We start from the raw sequence: 17701 nt of genomic DNA on the forward strand, positions 1-17701 counted from the left end.
CCCCGTGGTAGGGTGGGGTCCGGTCAGGAGACGCGACATGAGCCAGGACGAATCCCGCGCGCGGAAGATCCAGACAGCCCTTGAAGGGAACGATGAGTTCAGCACCTTCTCCATCGACCCGGACCTCAAGAAGCTGAAGCAGAAGCTGGATCTCCAGTCGGAGGCGCAGCACCAGCAGTCCGGCCGCCCGGAGACCGCGCCCAAGTCGGGCATGTTCATGCGGCTGTTCCACAAGATGTTCCGGGGTTGAGGGGCACGATGGTCAAGGAGTCCTACCGCGCGCAGTGGGAGCGCTCGCGGGCGTATCTGGAGACGGGGGACCTGGGGTTCGCGCTTCAGGAGCTGCGGGACGCGCTGACGCTGGCGCCGGACGACGCGGTCCTCTGGGAGGAGATCTTCAACCTGTCGCTGCTCGGGGGCCTCACGCAGAACGCCCTGGCCGCCGCGCTGCGGCTGCGCCAGCTGGCGCCGGAGAACCCCAACTTCATCGGCCTGCACGCCATGGCCGCGCTGCTCGCCGGCAAGCTGACGGAGGCCCTGCCCCTCTTCGAGGAGGTCCTCCAGCGCGACCCCGAGTCGGTGGAGGCCCGCCGGCAGCTGGCGCGGGCGCTGGACATCGCGGGCCAGCGCGGCCGGGTGCGCACGCTGCTGGAAGAGGCCGTCGCGAAGGCGCCCACGGACACGGGCGCGCCCAACGACCTGGCGGTGCACTACCTGGAGCACGTGCCTCAGGAGGGCCCGGCGCTCGCCGCGAGCGTCCTCGGGCCGGTGCTGGAGGCGCACCCCCAGGACCCCACCACGCACTTCAACCTGGCGCTGGCGCTGCGCCTGGGAGAGCCGGCGAAGGCCCGCCACCACGCGCAGCAGGTGCTCCAGGGCGGTGACAAGGAGCTGCGCGCGAAGGCCCAGCAGCTGCTGTCCATGATCCCCGCCTGAGCCGTCAGGCCGCGCCGGGCACCTCCGTCCCCGGCGCCATGGATTTCCAGAGACAGACCTTGAAGACCCCGGGCGCCGTGTCCTCCCTCTGCTGGAGCGGCGACGCCCTGGTGGACCCGGTGGGTGGGCTGGTGCGCTACCACCTGGATGGCACCACCTTCGACCCGCACATCCGCTACGCCTACCGCTTCGACCGCGCGGTGATGTCCCCGGATGGCCGCTACAGCGTGCTGTACGAGTCGTTGGGGACCACGGGCCTGCTGCTCGACGGCACGAAGGTGGTCCGGCAGCTGACGCGTGACTTCTACCACGCGAACACCCACGACTATCCCGTGGCCCTGCACACGCTCCCCAGCGGGCGCACGCTGCTGGCGCACTGCCCGGAGTCGTACTGCGTGGTGGAGCTGGAGGACGCCGCCACGGGCGAGCGCCTCACGAAGCGCGACAACACCCCGGCGGACATCTTCCACTCGCGGCTCCAGTTCAGTCCGGACGGGCGCTACCTGGCGAGCGCGGGGTGGATCTGGCACCCGGTGGACGCGGCGTCGGTGTTCGACGTGCCGCGCGCCCTGGAGGAGCCCGCGTCGCTGGACAGCTCTGGACTGATGGAGGGCGTGGAGGGCGGCATCTTCCTCACGTCCGTGGCCTTCGGGGCGAAGGACACGCTCGTGTTCGTCCGCATCGAGGAGTCCCGCGACGACGCGAAGTTCTTCCTGGGCACGTACTCGCTGACGGAGAAGAAGCTGCTGTCGGAGGTGGAGCTGGAGGAGCCCGCGGGCCCGCTGATGGTCGTGGACGCGGAGCACGTGGTGGACTTCTTCGGCCACCCGAAGCTCGTGTCGCGCGCCACCGGCCGCGTGGTGCGGCGCTGGGAGGACCTGGACACGGGGAAGGTGCTGGCCAGCATCCGCCACCACCTGCCGCCCCCGCCGCACTTCGCGCTGGACGCCGCGAATCGCCGCTTCGCCGTGGGCACGGCGAATGGCATCGAGGTCATCACGCTCTCGGCTCAGTAGGGCTTCTCGCCCACCCAGTTGCCCGGCGGCGCGTAGTTGCACACCCAGAGCTGCCACGTCTTCACGTCGCCGCCGAAGGGCGAGTTCTTCGTGCACAGCCGCGTCGCGCAGCCCACCGCCTTCGTGGTGCGCCACACCACCTGCGTGTAGTGGCCGCACATCTTCCCGGCCTTGCACCTGCCGGAGGCGTAGTCGTAGTCAGCGGCTTCGTCCGCCCAGCTCTTCACCACCTGCGTGGTGGTCCATGTGTCTGGAGTCGCCGCGGCCAGGTTCTCTCCGAAGCTGCCCCGGTCCGGGTTGTGCTCGAAGCGGCACTCCTTCACGTAGGCCTCCGCCTTGCGCGCCGCCTCGTCGGACCAGGTGAGCGCGGGCAGCGCCGGCTTCGGCGTGGGACGCGAGGCCTTCGAGCGCGCCTCGTTGTGCGCGGCCACCATGTCGCGCTTCAGCGCCGCGGCGGTCGGCACCGGCTTGCGCGTGCCCTCGGAGGGCGCGGGCGTGGCCGCAGGGGCCTTGCGCGCGGCGGCGGTGGCCGCGGCCTTCTTCGTGGAGGCGGAGACGGGCCGCTGCGCGTTCGCGCTGGAGCCACAGCCGAGCAACGGGGCCAGCAGCCACACGGCGAGCCCGCGACGGAACACAGGAAGTGCCATGCGCGGAATCATTCCGCACCCGGCGCCTGCGTGCAGGAGAACCGAACCGGGCAGGCGGCCCCCGGGGGGCCCGAGCCCCTTCCTGCCCTACGCTCCCAGTCCGGGCAGGGGCCCGGTGCCGTCGTCGCCGAAGGTCGTCGCGGCCACGCCGAACATGTTCAGCAGCGCGATGTAGAGGTTCGCCAGCGGCTGGCCCCCGTAGCGGATGTGCCGGCCCGGTGAGAGGGCGCCGCCCGCGCGGCCCGCGAGCAGGATGGGCAGGTTCTTGTGCTCGTGCATGTTGCCGTCGGCGATCTCACTGGAGAAGTACACGGCGCTGTGGTCCAGCAGCGTCCCGCCCTCCTCCTGCACGTCCTTCATGCGCTGGAGGAGGTACGAGAACTGCTCCACCTCCCACTTGTCGATTTTGACCAGCGCGTCGTAGTTGGCCTGGACCCGCTGGTGGTGCGAGTACGTGTGGTGCTCGCCGGACAGCCCCAGGAACGAATACACGCGGGTGCTGCGCGCGTTGCCCAGCATGAAGGTGCACGTGCGGGTCAGGTCGCACTGGAACGCGAGCACGATGAGGTCCAGCATCGCCTTCGTCTTCTCGCGCACGTCCTCGGTCTCCGCGGGCGTCACTGCGGCGCCGCACGTGGGGCCGGCGCCGTCCATCGCGTTCACGCGCAGCTCCAGCTCGCGCACGCCGGTGAAGTACTCGTCCAGCTTGCGCTTGTCCGTGGTGCCCAGCTTCCCCTGGAGCGCCTTCGCGTCGTCGCGCACGGCGTCGATGATGCTCAGCCCGTACGCCTTGCGCTTCGCCAGCTCCGCCTGTGTGACGTCCGGGTCGAAGTCCGCGAAGAGCCGCTCGAAGGCCGCGCGAGGCTTCGTCTCCTTGGGCACGGGCGTGGACGGCCCCGCCCACGCGATGTTGTTCGCGTAGGGGCACGCGTAGCCGGAGTCGCAGTTGCCAATGCCCTTGCCCTGGTCGATGCCCAGCTCCAGCGACGGGTAGCGCGTGGCCGTGCCCACCGCGTTCGCCAGCACCTGGTCCAGGGAGATGCCGGTGCGGATGTTGGTGCCCTCCGTCTTGCGCGCCTTCACGCAGGACAGGAACGCGGCCGTCGCGGCGGCGTGGTGGCCGTCGCCGTCCGGTTTGCCGGGCAGGTTGTCCAGGCCGCTGAGCACCAGCACGTCCCCCTTCACCGGCGCCAGCGACGCGAGCGTGGGCGTCAGGGAGTAGTCCGCGCCCTCCCCACCGGGCGTCCACTTGGGCATGTGGATGCCGCAGGGCGTGTAGAAGGCCACGAAGCGGCGCGGGGCCGGCGTGGCGGCGCGGGCCGTGCGCGGGCGCATGACGTCCAGCAGCGGCAGCGCCATCAGCGCGCCCATGCCGCGCAGGAGCGTCCGGCGGGAGAGGGCAGGGGTGCGGCTCATGGCTTGTGTTCCTCCGGCTCGCCACGCCGTTGCAGGAACGCGTCGCTGCGGACGATGGCGAGGATGTAGTCGGTGAGCCGGCCGCCCCGGGCTTCGGCCTGCTGGGAGATGTCGCGCACGGTGCAGCGGTCCTGTTCCTCCGCGCCGCGTCCGAGCGCGTAGGTGAGCAGGTGGCGCGTCATGCACGCGGACAGGTCCGGGTCCTGCTTCACCACCGCGCGCATCTCCGTCACGCCGTTGAAGGCCTTGCCGCCGGGCAGCTCGCCGCTGGGGTCCACCACCGCGCCGCCTTCCTCCTTCGTGCGCCAGCGGCCCACCGGGTCGAAGTTCTCCATGCCGAAGCCCAGCGGATCCATCAGCGTGTGACAGCCCGAACAGGTGGGGTCCACGCGGTGCTGCGCCATGCGCGCCTTGATGTTGAGCGTGGGGTCCACCGCCGGGGCCAGCCCGCCCGCCTCGGGTGGTGGCGGGGGCGGCCCCTTGCACAACAGCTGCTCCAGCACCCAGACGCCGCGCTTCACCGGAGACGTGCGGTCCGGATTGGCGGTGACGGTGAGCAGCGCGCCCTTCCCGAACAGGCCCGCGCGCTCCGGGTGGTCCTTCAGCTCCACGCGCGTCATCGCGGCGCTGCCGGGCCTGGGCAGGCCGTAGTGCGAGGCCAGCCGGTCATTCACATAGGTGAAGGGCGCGTCCAGCAGGTCCTTGAGGCGGTGGTCCCCGGTGACGAACTCCTGGAAGACGAGCTGCATCTCCTGGCGCATGGCCTCGCGCAGCGGTTCGTCGAAGCCGTAGTGCGACTCCGGCTGGGAGAAGTCGAGCGCGCGCGTGTAGAGCCACTGGCCCGCGAAGTTGTCCACCAGCGCGCGGGCCTTGGGGTCCGCCAGCATGCGCCGCACCTGCGCCTCCAGCACCTCCGGCTCGTGCAGGTGGCCGCCCTCCGCCGCTTGCAGCAGCGCCTCATCCGGCATGCTGCTCCAGAGGAAGTAGGACAGGCGGCTCGCCAGCTCCAGGTCGCTCACGGCGTGCGGCGCCGTGGACGTGGGGGCGGGGTCCAGCTCCACGCGGAAGAGGAAGTGCGGCGACACCAGCACCGCGCGCAGCGCCAGCTTCACGCCCACCTCCGGCGCATCGCCCTGCTGCCGGGCCAGCGCGACGAACGCGACCAGCCGTTCGACTTCTTCTTGCGTGACGGGCCGGCGCCAGGCCCGGCGCGCGAAGGTCTTGAGCAGCTCGCGCGCGCACGCCTCCGGCCGGGCGGGGTCGAGCACGCACGCCTTGAACGCGCCTCGCGTCCACGCGGCCTCCACCAGCGCCTCCGCCGCGTGGGAGTACTTCTCCATCAGCAGCGGGGACATGCTGAGCACGTCCGCGTTGTTGTCGAAGCCGAAGCCGTGGTCGTCCGGCGGGAAGCTGCTCGCGGGCGAGCTCGTGTCGCCCAGCAGGTCGCGCACGGTGTTGTTGTATTCAGCGCGGTTGAGGCGGTGCAGCGTGACGCGGCCGGGGTCGCGCGCCGCCGAGCGGCACTGCGCGTCCTGCGGATCCACGGGCGCGTCCGGCCCCGGCAGCACCCGCGCCTTGGGAGGTGAATCGTTGCAGCTCGCGGTCAACATCGCCGCCACCGCCGCGAGGCCCACCCTCCGCCATCTCCGACCGCAGGCCGTCACCGCGCGCACACCTCCTCGGGGCCGCGAAGGGGCCCCGGCGAACGCGCTCCAAAGCAAGACGCTCACCAGCCACGGCGTGACGACAGACGGACGTCACGCTCCGTCCCCGGGGTGGAGATGGGCACGCGCGAGGGACTAGATGGGGAAGGGGAGTTCCGCGACCGGGCAGGGCCCGGGGTCCAGAGAGGCACCGCGCGCCGACTCCTGCCCCCGGGGGCGGGTCAGGCGGCGCGGCACTCCCGGAAGCGGGCTTCAGGACACGGCCCGCTTCCAGGACTGAGGCAGCGCTACTTCGCTTCCTTCGCGGTGCCCGTCGTCTTCGCGGCGCCGTCGAGGTACGCGCGGTAGGCCTCGAAGCCGTACGGCCGGCCGAGGAAGTCCTTCACCTGCTCCGCGGCGGGCTTGGAGCCGCCGGGCTCCAGCACCGTCTTGCGGTAGTGCATGGCCGTGTCGCGGTCCAGGTAGCCGCTCTCCTGGAACTTCGACTCCAGGTCCTTCGCGATGACGGAGGACCAGAGGTACGTGTAGTACGCGGCCGAGTACCCATCCAGGTGCCCGAAGGCGAGCTCGAAGTGGGTGCCGTCGCGGTACTCGTGGCGGAAGGGCGACAGCTTCTTCTGCAGCTCGGAGAGCACCGAGGACGTGTCGAAGCCCGGCGCGCGCGAGTAGTACTGGAGGCTGACCGCGGACAGGAACAGCTGGCGGCGCGCGTACAGGCCCTGGCCGAACTCCTTCGACGCGCGCAGCTTCTCCACCATCTCCGCGGGGATGGGCTCGTTCGTCTCGTGGTGCTTGGCGAAGCTCTTGAGCACCTCCGGCTGCTCCGCCCACTGCTGCAGCAGCATGGACGGCGTCTCCACGAAGTCGCGCTCCATGGAGATGCCGGAGATGGGCGTCCACTTCTGGTGGCCGGAGAAGATGGTGTGCATCAGGTGGCCGAACTCGTGGAAGAACGTCCCCACCTCGTCGTGCGTCATCAGGTCGCCGGGGCGCGGGAAGTTGCACACCAGCACGGCCTCCGGCAGCCGCTTGTCCAGCTCACCGGTGACCAGGTCGAACTGCGCCGCGTGCTTGTACTTGTCGTCACGCGGGTGCATGTCCAGGTAGATGCGGCCCAGCGGCTTGCCGCCCTCCACGACGTCATACGCCTCCACGTCGCCGTGCCACGTCTTCGCGTCCTTCACCGGCTGGAAGGCCACCCCCCACAGGCTGGAGGTGATGCCCATCACGCCGTCCTTCACCCGCGCGTACTCCAGGTAGGGCCGCACCGCCTGCGAGTCGAACCCGAACTTCTCCGCGCGCAGCCGGTCCTCGTAGTAGTCCTGGTCCCAGGGCTCCACCACGGTGGCGCCCTTCACGTCCTTCTTCTTGCGCGCCAGCAGGTCCGCCATCTCCTTCTTCGCGCGTCCTTCCGTGGCCTGCGCCAGCTGGTCGATGAAGTCCGCCGCGGCCTGCTGCGTGCGCGTCATGCGCGTCTCGGTCGTGAAGGCCGCGTAGGTGTCGTAGCCCAGGAGCGTGGCCAGCTCGTTGCGCTTCTCGATGAGCTGCGCGAGCACCGCCTGGTTCTTGGGGAACGCGCGCTGGCGGTAGGTGCGCCAGAGCTTCTCGCGCGCCTTCGCGTTCTTCGCGTACGTCATGAACGGGAAGTAGTCCGGGTAGTTGCTGGTGATGACCACCTTGCCGTCCGCGCCGGGCGCGTGCGCCTTCTTGTAGTCCTCCGGCAGCCCGTCCAGGTCCTTGGGCGTGAAGGCCACGCTGCGCGTGTCCTCCGCGATGTTCTGCCCGAACTGCTGGCCCAGCTTGAGGATCTCCTCGTTGAGCGCCTTCACCTTGGCGCGCGTGGCCTCATCCCGGTCCACGCCCGCGCGGCGGAAGTCCAGGAGCGTGCGGTCCATCCAGTGGCGCGTGGCCGCGTCCTCCTTGGACAGGTCCACCAGCGACAGCGCGTCGTAGACGCCGCGGTCCTGCGACAGCGCCACGTTGGCCGCGTCCACCTGCTGCTCGCACTCGCGGGACGCGTCGCGCATGGCGGCGTCCGGGTGCACTTCGCGCGCGAGGCTGGAGCGGTTGGCCGCGTTGAGGATGGCCGTCTGCGCCTCGTCGTACGCCTTGAGGACGCCCGCGCCGTTCGTCTTCGGATCCAGCTTCTTCAGCGCCGCGACCTGCGCCTGCGCGCGCTCCAGGTCCGCCTTGCACAGGGCCTTGAAGGCGTCCGGCGTGCCGGCCAGCACTTCCGAGCCCTTCATGGGCGCCAGCTGGGGCTTCGCCGAGTTGGCGGCGATGCGGGCCTGGGCTTCGCGGTTCTGCGTGATGCTGCCGTTGGAGCAACCCGTCGCGGCGAGCGCCGCCACCACGGTGAGCGCGGGGATTCTCAAGGGGACTTCCTCCACAAGGGGAACGACCTGCTTCGCGGGCCCGTCATGCCACATCCCCGCCCCTCCGCGCCCGTCCGCCGTGAACAGCCAGGGTGTCCCCAGGTACAGGCTGGATGCTTGGAGACCCCAGCTGACGCACCTCGCCTTGTTCCCCGTGCAGCCGCCCGGTAATCCCGCACTCGCCTCGAATTCTTGGAAGTTGTCCTGGCCGGAGGGTGAACACGGATGCGCAAGGCACTGGGTGGTGCGGTCGCGGCGTTGTTGTTGTGGGGCTGTGGCGGGGCGGGCCCGGAAGCGCCGCCGGCGTCTCCGGAGGGGCTGTCGCTGCGCTCCGGCGCGGGGCTGACCGAGGGCACCTGGGCGCACGACGGGCAGACGGTGTCCTTCGCCTCGCGCGAGGTGGAGCCCGGGGTGTACCGCCTGGAGGTGCGCATGCACGGCATGACGCTGACGGGCCTGATGGATCCGGCGTCGGGCGTGTCCTCGCTGGATGGCTTCGCGGACGCGAACGTGCAGGACACGCAGGTGGTGGACGCGGACCGTCAGGTGCTGAGCGCGTTCTACGGCGCGCTGAACCAGGGGCTGCCCCAGGGTGACGCGGCGGCGCCAGAGGCCATGTACCTGCGCCGCGCGGTGGGCATGTGGGCGCAGCAGCCCACGAGCGTCACGCTCAAGCGCACGGTGATGGGCGAGCAGGGCCGCGGCTACACGATGCTGTGCAGCTACGCGAAGTGCGGCGGCAAGAACACGGGCAGTTGTGGCGGTACGTACAACTGGTACTCGTACGCGAAGCACGACTGCAACAAGGGCGGCTTCGACAACGCGAAGAACCAGCAGATCGCCCAGCTGGGTGACCACACGACGTGCAGCGGCGACGAGTACTACCTGAACGGCAGCACCTGGGTGTGCGGCGAGCCGGACCACTGGTCGCGCCCCAAGGTGATGGGCAACTGCTTCGGCCGCTGCGGCGGCGGCTGCGGTGGCGACACGCAGTACACGCTGGACGCCACCAACCACGACGGCTGCGTGCGCAACGGCCACATGCTGGCGTCGGGCTACTGCGATGATCAGTTCATGTCCGCGACGGACGACGAGCTGTTCGCGCCCAACTGCTACTGAAGGCCGGATGGGACGACGCGCGGTGAGACACGCGGTGGGGGCGGTGGGGCCGTGGCTCGCCGCGCTCGCGATGCTCGGTTGTCCGTCCACGACGTCCTCCAAGGCGGCGGCCGGGGAGGCGGCCGTGCGCCGCTTCTTCCAGGCCCTGCCGTCCGGGGACTGCGCGGTGCTGGGCCCCATGCTGGTGACGGGGCAGGGCCTGCCTTCATGCGAGGAGACGGTGAAGGACCTGCACGAGCACGGCATGGGCCTGGTGGACGTGCTCGACGCGAAGGTGGATGGCCGCGACCCGAACGCGGTGGTCGTGCGGGCGCGGGTGTCGCAGGGAGGAGCGGAGCGCGCGGAGCCGTTCCTCTTCCGGGTGGAGCGCCAGGGTGACGGCTGGCGCCTTCGGTTGTAGGGGGAGTGGACGATGCGGAACCGTGAGCGGGTGATGCTGGGGAGCGCGGCGGTGCTGGTGGCCGTGCTCATCGCCGTGGCGCTGTGGCCGTCGCGCGAAACCTCTCTCCCCGCCGCCGCGCCCGCGGTGCGGAACGCGGGCCCCGGCCCGGTGACGGCGGCCCAGGTGTCACCGAAGCGCGCGGTGCCGGTGCGGACGCCGGACCCCGCGCCGCCCCACGCCACGGTGGTGCCGCCCTCGCCCGGAGACGTGCCGCCGGAGCCGGAGGTGGCCAACGCGCCGCCACAGCCGAACGACCCCATCGAGGAAGAGAAGCCCCAGACGGCGCGCTGGAAGCTGGAGAAGACGGAGCACCTCGCCACGCTGCTGGGGCGGGACGTGTCGCGGCTGGAAGGCGAGCGGCAGGAGGCGAAGTCGCGCGGGGACAAGGCCCGCGTGGAACAGGTGGACGCGCTGCTCCAGCGTCACCGCGTCCGCTTGGACGAGCTGCGCGAAGAGGCCCGCACCCTGGCCGAGGCCGCGCGCAACGAACCTCCCGAGCCCTGACGGAAGGGCGGGGCTCCCCCGTCGGGGGCGCTCCGCACGAACTTGTCCGACAGTCGGACAGGTTTGGAGGAACCGGGTCGGGGCGCCCGTGCCCGCTGAACAGCGGGAACCTGTCCGACAGTCGGACAGGTTTTGGGACCGCGCCGGGGGAGGGGGCACATGCTCGGAGCCTGTCGGCGGAGGCGCCCGCTCGGCTGCCCCCCTGCCGGAGTGCCGCGCCTGCTTCACGCGAGGGCGCCACCGCTTCGCGCTGGGAGTACAAGCGCTTCTGCCGGACGCGGCGCGGCCTTCACACAGGCGTGACAGGCACGAGGCCGCGTGCACATAGAAAACGACGTGTCCGTTTCCACCGCGACCGCCTCCACAGCGCCCTCCAGTACCCCGTCCACCCGAGGCTCCCGGCTGGCATCCATCGCGGTGGCCAGCGCGCTGTTCATGGAGTTCCTGGACTCCACGGCGCTGTCGACCGCGCTGCCCACGCTGTCCGTGGCGTTCGGCACCGACCCCGTCCACCTCAAGCTCGCGCTGACGTCGTACATCCTGGCCCTGGCCGTGCTCGCGCCCGCGAGCGGGTGGATCGCCGACCGCTTCGGTCCGCGCCGCGTCTTCATGACCGCCATGGTCGTGTTCCTCGCGGGCTCCGTGCTGTGCGGCTTCTCCCAGACGCTCGTGCAGCTGGTCCTCGCCCGCACCCTGCAGGGCCTGGGTGGCGCGCTGATGGTGCCCGTGGGCCGGCTCATCGTCGTGAACTCGGCGCCGCGCGAGAAGCTGGTGGCCGCGATGAGCTGGTTCACCATGCCCGCGCTGGTGGGGCCACTCCTGGGGCCGCCGCTCGCGGGCTTCATCCTGGGCGTCGCGGACTGGCCGTGGATCTTCTTCATCAACGTGCCGGTGGGCCTGCTGGGCATGTGGGCCGTGGCGCGCTTCGTGCCCCCGCTGAAGCAGCCGGACCCGGGCCCCTTCGACATGAAGGGCTTCGCCATCGCCGTGGTCGCCATCACCGCGCTGATGGGCGCGGCGGAGACGGTGGGCATCGGCCTGGTGCCGTGGCCCGTGCAGGCGGCCATCTCGCTGGTGGCGGTGGGGGCGCTGGTGGCCTACGTGCGGCACGCGCAGCGCACGCCGCGCCCGGTGCTCAACCTGCGCCTGTTCCAGGTGGACACCTTCCGCGCCAGCATGATGGGCGGCGCGCTGGTGCGCATTGGCCTGGGCGCGACGCCCTTCCTGCTGCCGCTGCTCTTCCAGGTGGCCCTGGGCTGGGGGCCGCTGGAGGCGGGGCTCGTCACCATCGGGACGGGGCTGGGCGCCTTCGCGTGCAAGCCGGTGGCGCCCGCGCTCATCCGCCGCGTGGGCTTCCGCCAGACGCTCATCGCCTCCAACCTGCTCACCGCCGCGCTGACGGCCGTGCCCGCCTTCTTCGGCGTCACCACGCCCATCCCGTTCATCATCGGCACGCTGGTGTTCAGCGGCTTCATGCGCTCCCTGCAGTTCACCGCCACCAACACGATGGCCTACGCGGACCTCCCCAAGGAGTCGGTGAGCAACGCCTCTACCCTCGCGGTGGTGACACAGCAGATGGCGCTGAGCGTGGGCATCAGCTTCGGTGGCCTGATGCTGCACGTGGCGCGCGGCGGCGGTGACGTGCGCCTCACACCGGACCGCTTCCTCCTGCCGTTCCTCGCCATCGGCCTCGTGTCGTCGCTGGCCGGGCCGCTGTTCCGCCGGCTGCGTCCGGACGCGGGCGAGCACATCGGCGGCAGGGCCACGGCGCGCGGCTGAAGCGTCCAGCCCACGACACCGCCGCCGCCCCTTCGTAGGGCAGGCGGGCAGGCGGAAACCCTTTTTCCCACCTTCTTTCGTCCCTCCCTCCCCACCAGTTTCCCGGCGGGGAATCCAACGGAAGGGGTGGAAATGGGTTGGGCGGCACTCACAGGACTCCTGCTCGCGGGCATGACGGCGGCGACGCCACCCTCGGCCATCCCGGTGCGGGGCGGCAATGCGCTGACGTTGCCCGCGCACCGGCACATCGTGCGCGTGTCCCGCAGCGAGGGCTCCGTGCTGCTCGCGGCCGTGCAGCAGGGCGGACAGGACGGACATGGCCTGCGGCTGTTCCGCAGCGACAACGGCGGCAGCACCTGGAAGCAGGAGGGCGTCATCCACGACGGCTCCACCTACGACCGCGCGGACCTGGTGGTGGTGGGCAAGGACGTGGCGCTCGTCTACGCGGTGGAGACCCCGGACAGCGCGGGCATCAGCGGCTCCACGTCCCGCGACGTGTACTTCCAGTGGTGGCGCTACAGCGCGTCCAAGAACCACTGGCTCCCGGACAAGGCCGTGCGCGTCTTCGACTCCACCAGCTCCAGCACCGCGTACTACCGCGCGGAGCTGGCGCGCGACTCCAAGGGCCGGCTCTGGGTGCAGGCCTTCTTCCGGGAGAAGGACGCGAGCAACACGCTGGTCATCTCCGTGAGCAGCGACGGCGGCTCCACCTTCCGCACCCAGTCCGCGCTCGCGCGAGACATCCCGAAGCGCGGGGGCGGGCGGCTCATCAGCCTGGGCAGCCGGATGATGATGCTGTGGAGCTCGCACGACGGCCGCGACACCACGCACTACCGCATCCGGGATGACAGCGCGTCCGTGTCCAGCTGGTCCTCCACGCGCACCGCCTTCTCCGACGGCATCTACCACGGCGCCGCGATGAGCGCGGTGGCGGACGGGAAGGGCGGCCTGCACCTGGTCTACAAGGACAACTCCGAACGGCTGAGGTACCGCCGCTTCGACGGCAGCGCCTTCGGCTCCGCGGTGAAGGTGCTGGAGGACGGGGACTGGGCCACGCAGCCGGCGCTCGTGCGCGCGGGCAGCAGCCTGTACCTCTTCTACAACCAGCCCCGGAGCGACGGCACGGGCTACCGGCTGTGGGTCCGCGCGCTGTCCTCCAGCGGCAAGCCGGGCGCGGGCAAGGAGCTCGCGTCGGTGTCCGGCTTCGCGGGCTACCCGGCGGCGCCGGACGTGCTGCCCTCGGGCGTGCCGCTGGTGTGCTTCTTCGGCATCGAGCCGTCCTCCGGCTCCAGCTACCGGCTGTCCTTCTTCTCCACCAGCGCGTCGTCGCTCAAGTCCCAGGCCGTGGCCGCGAAGCAGGCCCCGGCGGCTGAAGACGAGGACCGCGAGCGGTTCACCGCCACCGGCGGCTCCGGGTTCGAGCCCTCGCCGCCTCAGGACCCTGGCGCGCTGGTGAGCGCCGCGACGAGCCCCTCCCAGCAGGCGATGGCCGCCGGGTGTGGCGGTGCCAGCGCGACGCTCGCGGTGGGCGTGACGTTCATCCTGATGGAGTGGGGCCGCCGCCGGCGCACCCGGGTCCTGCCCGGCTGATGGGGCAGGCCTTGAGTCACGGGCCGCGGAAACGAACGCGGGCGGTCTCCCCGGGACTTCATCCCGAGGGGCACCGCCCGTGTGCGCGTCTCCCGGCGAGGGGAGACGCGAGCCTGGGTGCGGCTACGTCGTCGCGGGCGCGGCGTCCGGCGCTTCGTCCTTCGTCTCGTCGGCAGCGTCGCTGGCACCGTCGGATTCGACCGGGGCCGTGGAGACACCGTCCGCGCCGGGAGCACCACCAGCCGCCTGGGGCTTCTTGCCGGCACCCGGGGGCGGGGACTTGCGGGCGGCCGCCGCGGCCTGCCGCGCCTGCTCGCGCGCCTTCTGCGCGACCTTGGGCGTGGGGGCCAGGATCATGTACATCTGCCGGCCTTCCATGCGCGGCAGCTGCTCCGCCACGGCCACGTCCTTCAGGTCCTTGATGACGTCATCGAGGATGGCGCTGCCCAGCTCCTTGTGCGTGATTTCACGCCCGCGGAACTGGATGACGACCTTGGCCTTGTTGCCCTCTTCGATGAACCGGCGGGTGTTGCGCACCTTGAACTCGTAGTCGTGCTCCTCCGTCTTGGGACGGAGTTTCACTTCCTTGAGCTGGATGACCACCTGCGTGCGCTTCGCGTCCGAGGCCTTCTTCTTCTCCTCGTACTTGAACTTGCCGTAGTCCATGATCTTGCAGACCGGCGGCTTGGCCATCGGGCTGACTTCGACCAGGTCGAGCGACTCGGAGCGGGCCTTTTCCAGCGCCGCCTCGATGGTCATGACTCCGAGCTGCGAACCATCGGAGCCCACGACACGGACTTCCCGCGCGCGGATGCGGCGGTTGGTTCTCTGGTCCCGGTTGGGACCGCGGCTGCTATTTCTCTGTTCGCGAATGATGTGAACATCCTCCAAAAAGGGTTAGCGGACCCACCACCCGTGAAGATGTGGCGGACCCTCCAATGTGGCAGTCCCCTCCGGTGGAGAAGGCAGGCAGGCGTGCCTTCCGCCCCTAGGGGCAGGGAGACGTGCAACGGACTCTATCCGGTTCACGTCCCCCAGGGGCAAGGTAACGCGGGGCACCCCCCATTCCCATGACCCCTGTTGCCTATGATGCGCCCCATGGCAAAACGGTCCACGGCGTCCGCCCGGGAGAGGACAGGATGCCGGCCCCGGAGGGTGGTTGCGCTCGGGACCTGGCTGGTGCTCGCCTGCCTGCCCTCCTGTGGGCCGGTGGACCCCGAGCCCTCTGGACCCGCCGGGAGCCTGGGGCAGGCCCTGGTCCAGGGGACGGACGCGCCCGGGGACCCGGCGGCGGTGGCGCTGGTGGCCCGGCGCACGCGCTGCGGAGGGGAGGCGCCGGTGCTCCTCTGCTCGGGCGCCCTCATCGCTCCGGACGTGGTGCTGACGGCGGCGCACTGCCTGGCCGTCTTCGGGGAGGAGGGCCCCTACGAGGTCTTCCTGGGGCCCACACTGCTCCCGGAGCCCGGCCCCGGCGGGCGGTTCGTGCGGGTCACCCGGGCGGTATCCCACCCCAGGTTCGTCCCGGCCACGCACCTCTGGGACGCCGCGCTCCTGCGGCTGGCGGTGCCCGTGACGGACGTCCCGCCCCTCCGGCTCCCCCGGGCGGGGGGCGCCCCGGTGGCGCCGGGAGACGTCGTGCGGGCGGTGGGCTACGGCGACACGAAGGACGCGGCCCACCCCATGGGCCAGCGGCGGCAGGGCCTGCTCCAGGTGACGGGCGTCACCGACAGCGCCTTCCAGGCCGGCCCCGCCCCGGCCATGACCTGCGTGGGGGACAGCGGAGGCCCGGTGCTGGGGGGCCCGGCAGGGAACGAGGTGCTCCTGGGCCTCACCCTCAGCGGTGACGTGGCCTGCCGCACGGAGGCGGTCCAGCTGCGGGTGGACGCGCTGGAGGACTTCGTCCGCCCCTTCCTGGAGGAGGCCCCACCCCCCGCGCCCACGGAGACGCTGCCCCTGGACGCCCTCTGTGAGGCGTCCTGCGCGAGCGACGCGGACTGCCCCTCGGGGCTGCAATGCGTCCGCGCCGGGGATGATCCGGCCCGGTGCCTCCTGCCCGCGCTCCAGGCCGGGACCTATGGCGCGGCCTGTACGGAGGACGCCGCCTGCGGAGAGAAGGGCGTGTGCGCCCGGCTGGAGGTGGACGGGGACGACGCCTGCCGCTGCTTCACCCCCTGCGAGGCCACCGTCGACCCGCTGACACCGGAGATGGACCGGCCCGACGTCAAATGCGGGTGCGGCAGCGGCCCCGGCGGCCTGGGCGCTACACTCGCCGTCCTGCTGGGGCTGTTCTGGCGACGCTCTCGTGACTCCGCGTGAAAACGCCTACAGAACCGCAAATGTAGGCGAAACTCCGCGAATCAAACTCCGAGAATCAGGCATCGACGTTTTCGGCAATCGCAAAGGTCCCTCCCCCCATGGACTACAAGATCAAGTCGGGCGACACGCTGGGCGCGCTGGCCAAGCGCTTCAACACGGATGTGGATTCGCTGGTGAAGGCGAACCCGAACATCACGAACAAGGACCTCATCTACGCGGATGCGACGCTCAACATCCCGGGCAGCAAGGATGACTTCCAGGCGCAGGGTGTCTCCAAGGGGCCGGACCTGACGGGCGGCGCGCAGCAGACGCAGGGCGCGCAGGCCGTGGGTGACGTGCCCCCGGGCCAGGTGGGCGACTGGATCAAGCAGGCCATGGACATCCTCAAGGCCAACGGCGTCCCGGCGGACAAGATGAACCCCCAGGACATCGCGAAGATCATCCAGCACGAGTCCAGCGGGAACCCGAACGCCATCAACCTCTGGGACTCCAACGCCCAGAAGGGCACCCCGTCCATCGGCCTGATGCAGACCATCCAGCCGACGTTCGACGCGTACAAGCTCCCGGGCCACGACAACATCCGCAACCCGGTGGACAACATCATCGCCGGCGTCCGCTACTCCATCGAGCGCTACGGCTCCGTGTCCAACGTCCCCGGCATCAAGGGCCTGAACAGCGGCAGCGGCTACGTCGGCTACTGACCGGCGCGCGAGCAGCACCCCAGACGCACCGCGCCCCGCGGTGGAAGACGGTCCTGACCGTCTCCCACGCGGGGCGTCGTCATTTCCATTTCCGAAAGCGTGCCGTTAGCCCCCGTGCAACCGGGAGCGCTCCCGCGGGCCACCCGCGCGCTTGATGTGGATCTGGCTGGGCGCCTTCTTGCGCCCCCTCAGCCCCGTGCCCCGGTTGTTGCGCTTGGGGCCGTGGTCGCCAGCGGCGGGGCCCAGCGTCACGCGCTTGAGCTCCTTCTGCCGCAACAGCGCCGCCGCGTCGTCATGGGCCAGTGTCTTGCGCCCATTGCTGGCCTGCACACTCGCCTGGGCCGCATGGGGATCCACCCGTCGCCTGTTCTTGATGCCTGCCACTCGGGTCCGCACGGACATGAAGTCCTCCTTTGAGTTGAGGTAGGGACCCATGCGGGGCATTGCCATCCCTGGCGACGGGCGGGACAGGGGCCGCCCCGTGAGCATGCGGGACGCGGGCGCCCGGTGGCGCGGGATGACAGGGGGCACGCGGGCGGCGCTCTCCCAGGAGCGGGAATCACGCCGGACGCGGCCGGCGCGGCGGCTCTCAGGTGAGGTCTTCGTTGTCGCGGCGGGCGCGCTTCTTCGCCTTGGGCTTGCCAGGCCTGGCCGCCTTGGCCTTCTTCTTCTCCGTGGCCTCCGGCGGGAACAGCCAGCCGTCCTCGGGGCGGGGCTGGGAGGCGTTCACCGGCTCCAGGTGCTGACCGCGGCAGCCGCGGCACCAGGACTGCGGACGGCGCTGGCCCTGGCTCATGATGCGGAAGCCGAAGTCCTGCTCCGTGGGCCCCACGTGGCCGCAGCGCGGGCAGCGCGTCATGGACGTGGTGCCCGTCTCCCGGGCCTTCTCCTTGCCGTGCTCCACCACCAGCGCCAGCGCGGCGGCGAACCCCAGCTTGCGCTCCGAGGGCACGTGGAACTGACGCGCGCGCTTGCGGTTGCCCCGGCCCATCACGGGCAGGAGGTCCAGGCCTCCCAGGAGGTTGCGCTGCTCCAGGACTCGCGACGGAGACGATGGCGGGGTCGAGTGGCTCACGCGATCATTTCTACGGGAGGGGTCTGACATGCCGGGTTCACGCGCCGGGTCGCCAGGTCCCGCTCCATTCGGAGGTCTGGACACATGTTCAGTAACCCCTGGCATTTCCAGGGGATTCCCC

General features: G+C 71.0%; 17 protein-coding genes. 10 read left to right on the forward strand and 7 right to left on the reverse strand.

Going from position 1 to position 17701, the window contains the following annotated elements; translation table 11 throughout:
- Window positions 1–37 precede the first annotated feature (37 nt).
- Genes D7W82_RS30460 through D7W82_RS30470 form a run of 3 tightly spaced genes read left to right on the forward strand, consistent with a single transcriptional unit; the run spans window position 38 to window position 1952 of the window.
- Window positions 38–250, forward strand: a complete 213-nt coding sequence (locus tag D7W82_RS30460) for a hypothetical protein (RefSeq protein WP_014393140.1) — start codon at window positions 38–40, stop codon at window positions 248–250.
- Between the two features lie 8 nt (window positions 251–258).
- Window positions 259–936 (forward strand): lipopolysaccharide assembly protein LapB, encoded by a 678-nt coding sequence (locus D7W82_RS30465; RefSeq protein WP_120621677.1) that lies wholly within the window; start codon window positions 259–261, stop codon window positions 934–936.
- A 59-nt stretch (window positions 937–995) separates the two neighbouring features.
- Window positions 996–1952 carry a hypothetical protein gene (locus tag D7W82_RS30470; RefSeq protein ID WP_233588024.1) on the forward strand — a complete coding sequence of 319 codons (957 nt, stop codon included), beginning with the start codon at window positions 996–998 and terminating at the stop codon, window positions 1950–1952.
- On the opposite strand, the gene D7W82_RS30475 is transcribed toward D7W82_RS30470, so the two are convergent.
- The 4 genes from D7W82_RS30475 to D7W82_RS30490 form a co-directional block, all read right to left on the reverse strand.
- Window positions 1946–2599 carry a CAP domain-containing protein gene (locus D7W82_RS30475; protein WP_233588025.1) on the reverse strand — a complete coding sequence of 218 codons (654 nt, stop codon included), beginning with the start codon at window positions 2597–2599 and terminating at the stop codon, window positions 1946–1948. The genes D7W82_RS30470 and D7W82_RS30475 overlap by 7 nt on opposite strands.
- An 87-nt stretch (window positions 2600–2686) precedes the next feature.
- A complete protein-coding gene (locus D7W82_RS30480) occupies window positions 2687–4015 on the reverse strand; it encodes a DUF1552 domain-containing protein (protein ID WP_120621680.1) in 1329 nt (442 codons plus the stop codon).
- Complete coding sequence (locus D7W82_RS30485; RefSeq protein WP_233588026.1) at window positions 4012–5649, reverse strand: DUF1592 domain-containing protein; 1638 nt, start codon at window positions 5647–5649, stop codon at window positions 4012–4014. Before D7W82_RS30485 ends, D7W82_RS30480 begins: the two co-directional genes overlap by 4 nt.
- A gap of 317 nt (window positions 5650–5966) precedes the next feature.
- Window positions 5967–8108, reverse strand: coding sequence for a M3 family metallopeptidase (locus D7W82_RS30490; RefSeq protein WP_199727864.1), 2142 nt, complete (start codon window positions 8106–8108; stop codon window positions 5967–5969).
- 171 nt (window positions 8109–8279) lie between these two features.
- On the opposite strand from D7W82_RS30490, the gene D7W82_RS30495 reads away from it, so the two are divergent.
- The 5 genes from D7W82_RS30495 to D7W82_RS30515 all read left to right on the forward strand — a co-directional run bounded on the left by D7W82_RS30495 (window position 8280) and on the right by D7W82_RS30515 (window position 13488).
- The gene (locus D7W82_RS30495) at window positions 8280–9173 is read left to right on the forward strand and encodes a hypothetical protein (protein ID WP_120621681.1); all 894 of its coding nucleotides are present in this window, start codon (window positions 8280–8282) and stop codon (window positions 9171–9173) included.
- 7 nt (window positions 9174–9180) lie between these two features.
- Complete coding sequence (locus D7W82_RS30500; protein WP_120621682.1) at window positions 9181–9573, forward strand: hypothetical protein; 393 nt, start codon at window positions 9181–9183, stop codon at window positions 9571–9573.
- A gap of 12 nt (window positions 9574–9585) precedes the next feature.
- Window positions 9586–10119: a hypothetical protein gene (locus D7W82_RS30505; protein ID WP_147439632.1), complete on the forward strand. Its 534-nt coding sequence runs from the start codon at window positions 9586–9588 to the stop codon at window positions 10117–10119.
- A 417-nt stretch (window positions 10120–10536) separates the two neighbouring features.
- Entirely contained in the window at window positions 10537–11898 is a 1362-nt protein-coding gene (locus D7W82_RS30510) for a DHA2 family efflux MFS transporter permease subunit (protein WP_120621684.1), read from the forward strand.
- 132 nt (window positions 11899–12030) lie between these two features.
- On the forward strand, window positions 12031–13488 hold the full coding sequence (locus tag D7W82_RS30515) for a hypothetical protein (RefSeq protein ID WP_147439634.1): 1458 nt from the start codon (window positions 12031–12033) through the stop codon (window positions 13486–13488).
- Window positions 13489–13611: 123 nt separating this feature from the next.
- Here the strand turns inward: D7W82_RS30515 and infC are convergent, their stop codons facing one another.
- A complete protein-coding gene (gene infC / locus D7W82_RS30520) occupies window positions 13612–14364 on the reverse strand; it encodes a translation initiation factor IF-3 (RefSeq protein ID WP_120621690.1) in 753 nt (250 codons plus the stop codon).
- 279 nt (window positions 14365–14643) lie between these two features.
- On the opposite strand from infC, the gene D7W82_RS30525 reads away from it, so the two are divergent.
- Both D7W82_RS30525 and D7W82_RS41850 read left to right on the forward strand, forming a co-directional pair.
- Window positions 14644–15804 (forward strand): trypsin-like serine protease, encoded by a 1161-nt coding sequence (locus D7W82_RS30525; RefSeq protein ID WP_233588027.1) that lies wholly within the window; start codon window positions 14644–14646, stop codon window positions 15802–15804.
- A gap of 98 nt (window positions 15805–15902) precedes the next feature.
- A complete protein-coding gene (locus D7W82_RS41850) occupies window positions 15903–16505 on the forward strand; it encodes a transglycosylase SLT domain-containing protein (protein ID WP_120621686.1) in 603 nt (200 codons plus the stop codon).
- Between the two features lie 105 nt (window positions 16506–16610).
- Here the strand turns inward: D7W82_RS41850 and D7W82_RS30535 are convergent, their stop codons facing one another.
- On the reverse strand, window positions 16611–16907 hold the full coding sequence (locus D7W82_RS30535) for a hypothetical protein (RefSeq protein ID WP_120621692.1): 297 nt from the start codon (window positions 16905–16907) through the stop codon (window positions 16611–16613).
- Window positions 16908–17094: 187 nt separating this feature from the next.
- Complete coding sequence (locus D7W82_RS30540; RefSeq protein WP_120621687.1) at window positions 17095–17610, reverse strand: hypothetical protein; 516 nt, start codon at window positions 17608–17610, stop codon at window positions 17095–17097.
- Between the last annotated feature and the right edge of the window lie 91 nt (window positions 17611–17701).

The sequence above is a fragment of the Corallococcus sp. CA049B genome (assembly GCF_003611685.1).
Taxonomy (GTDB): Bacteria; Myxococcota; Myxococcia; order Myxococcales; family Myxococcaceae; genus Corallococcus; species Corallococcus coralloides.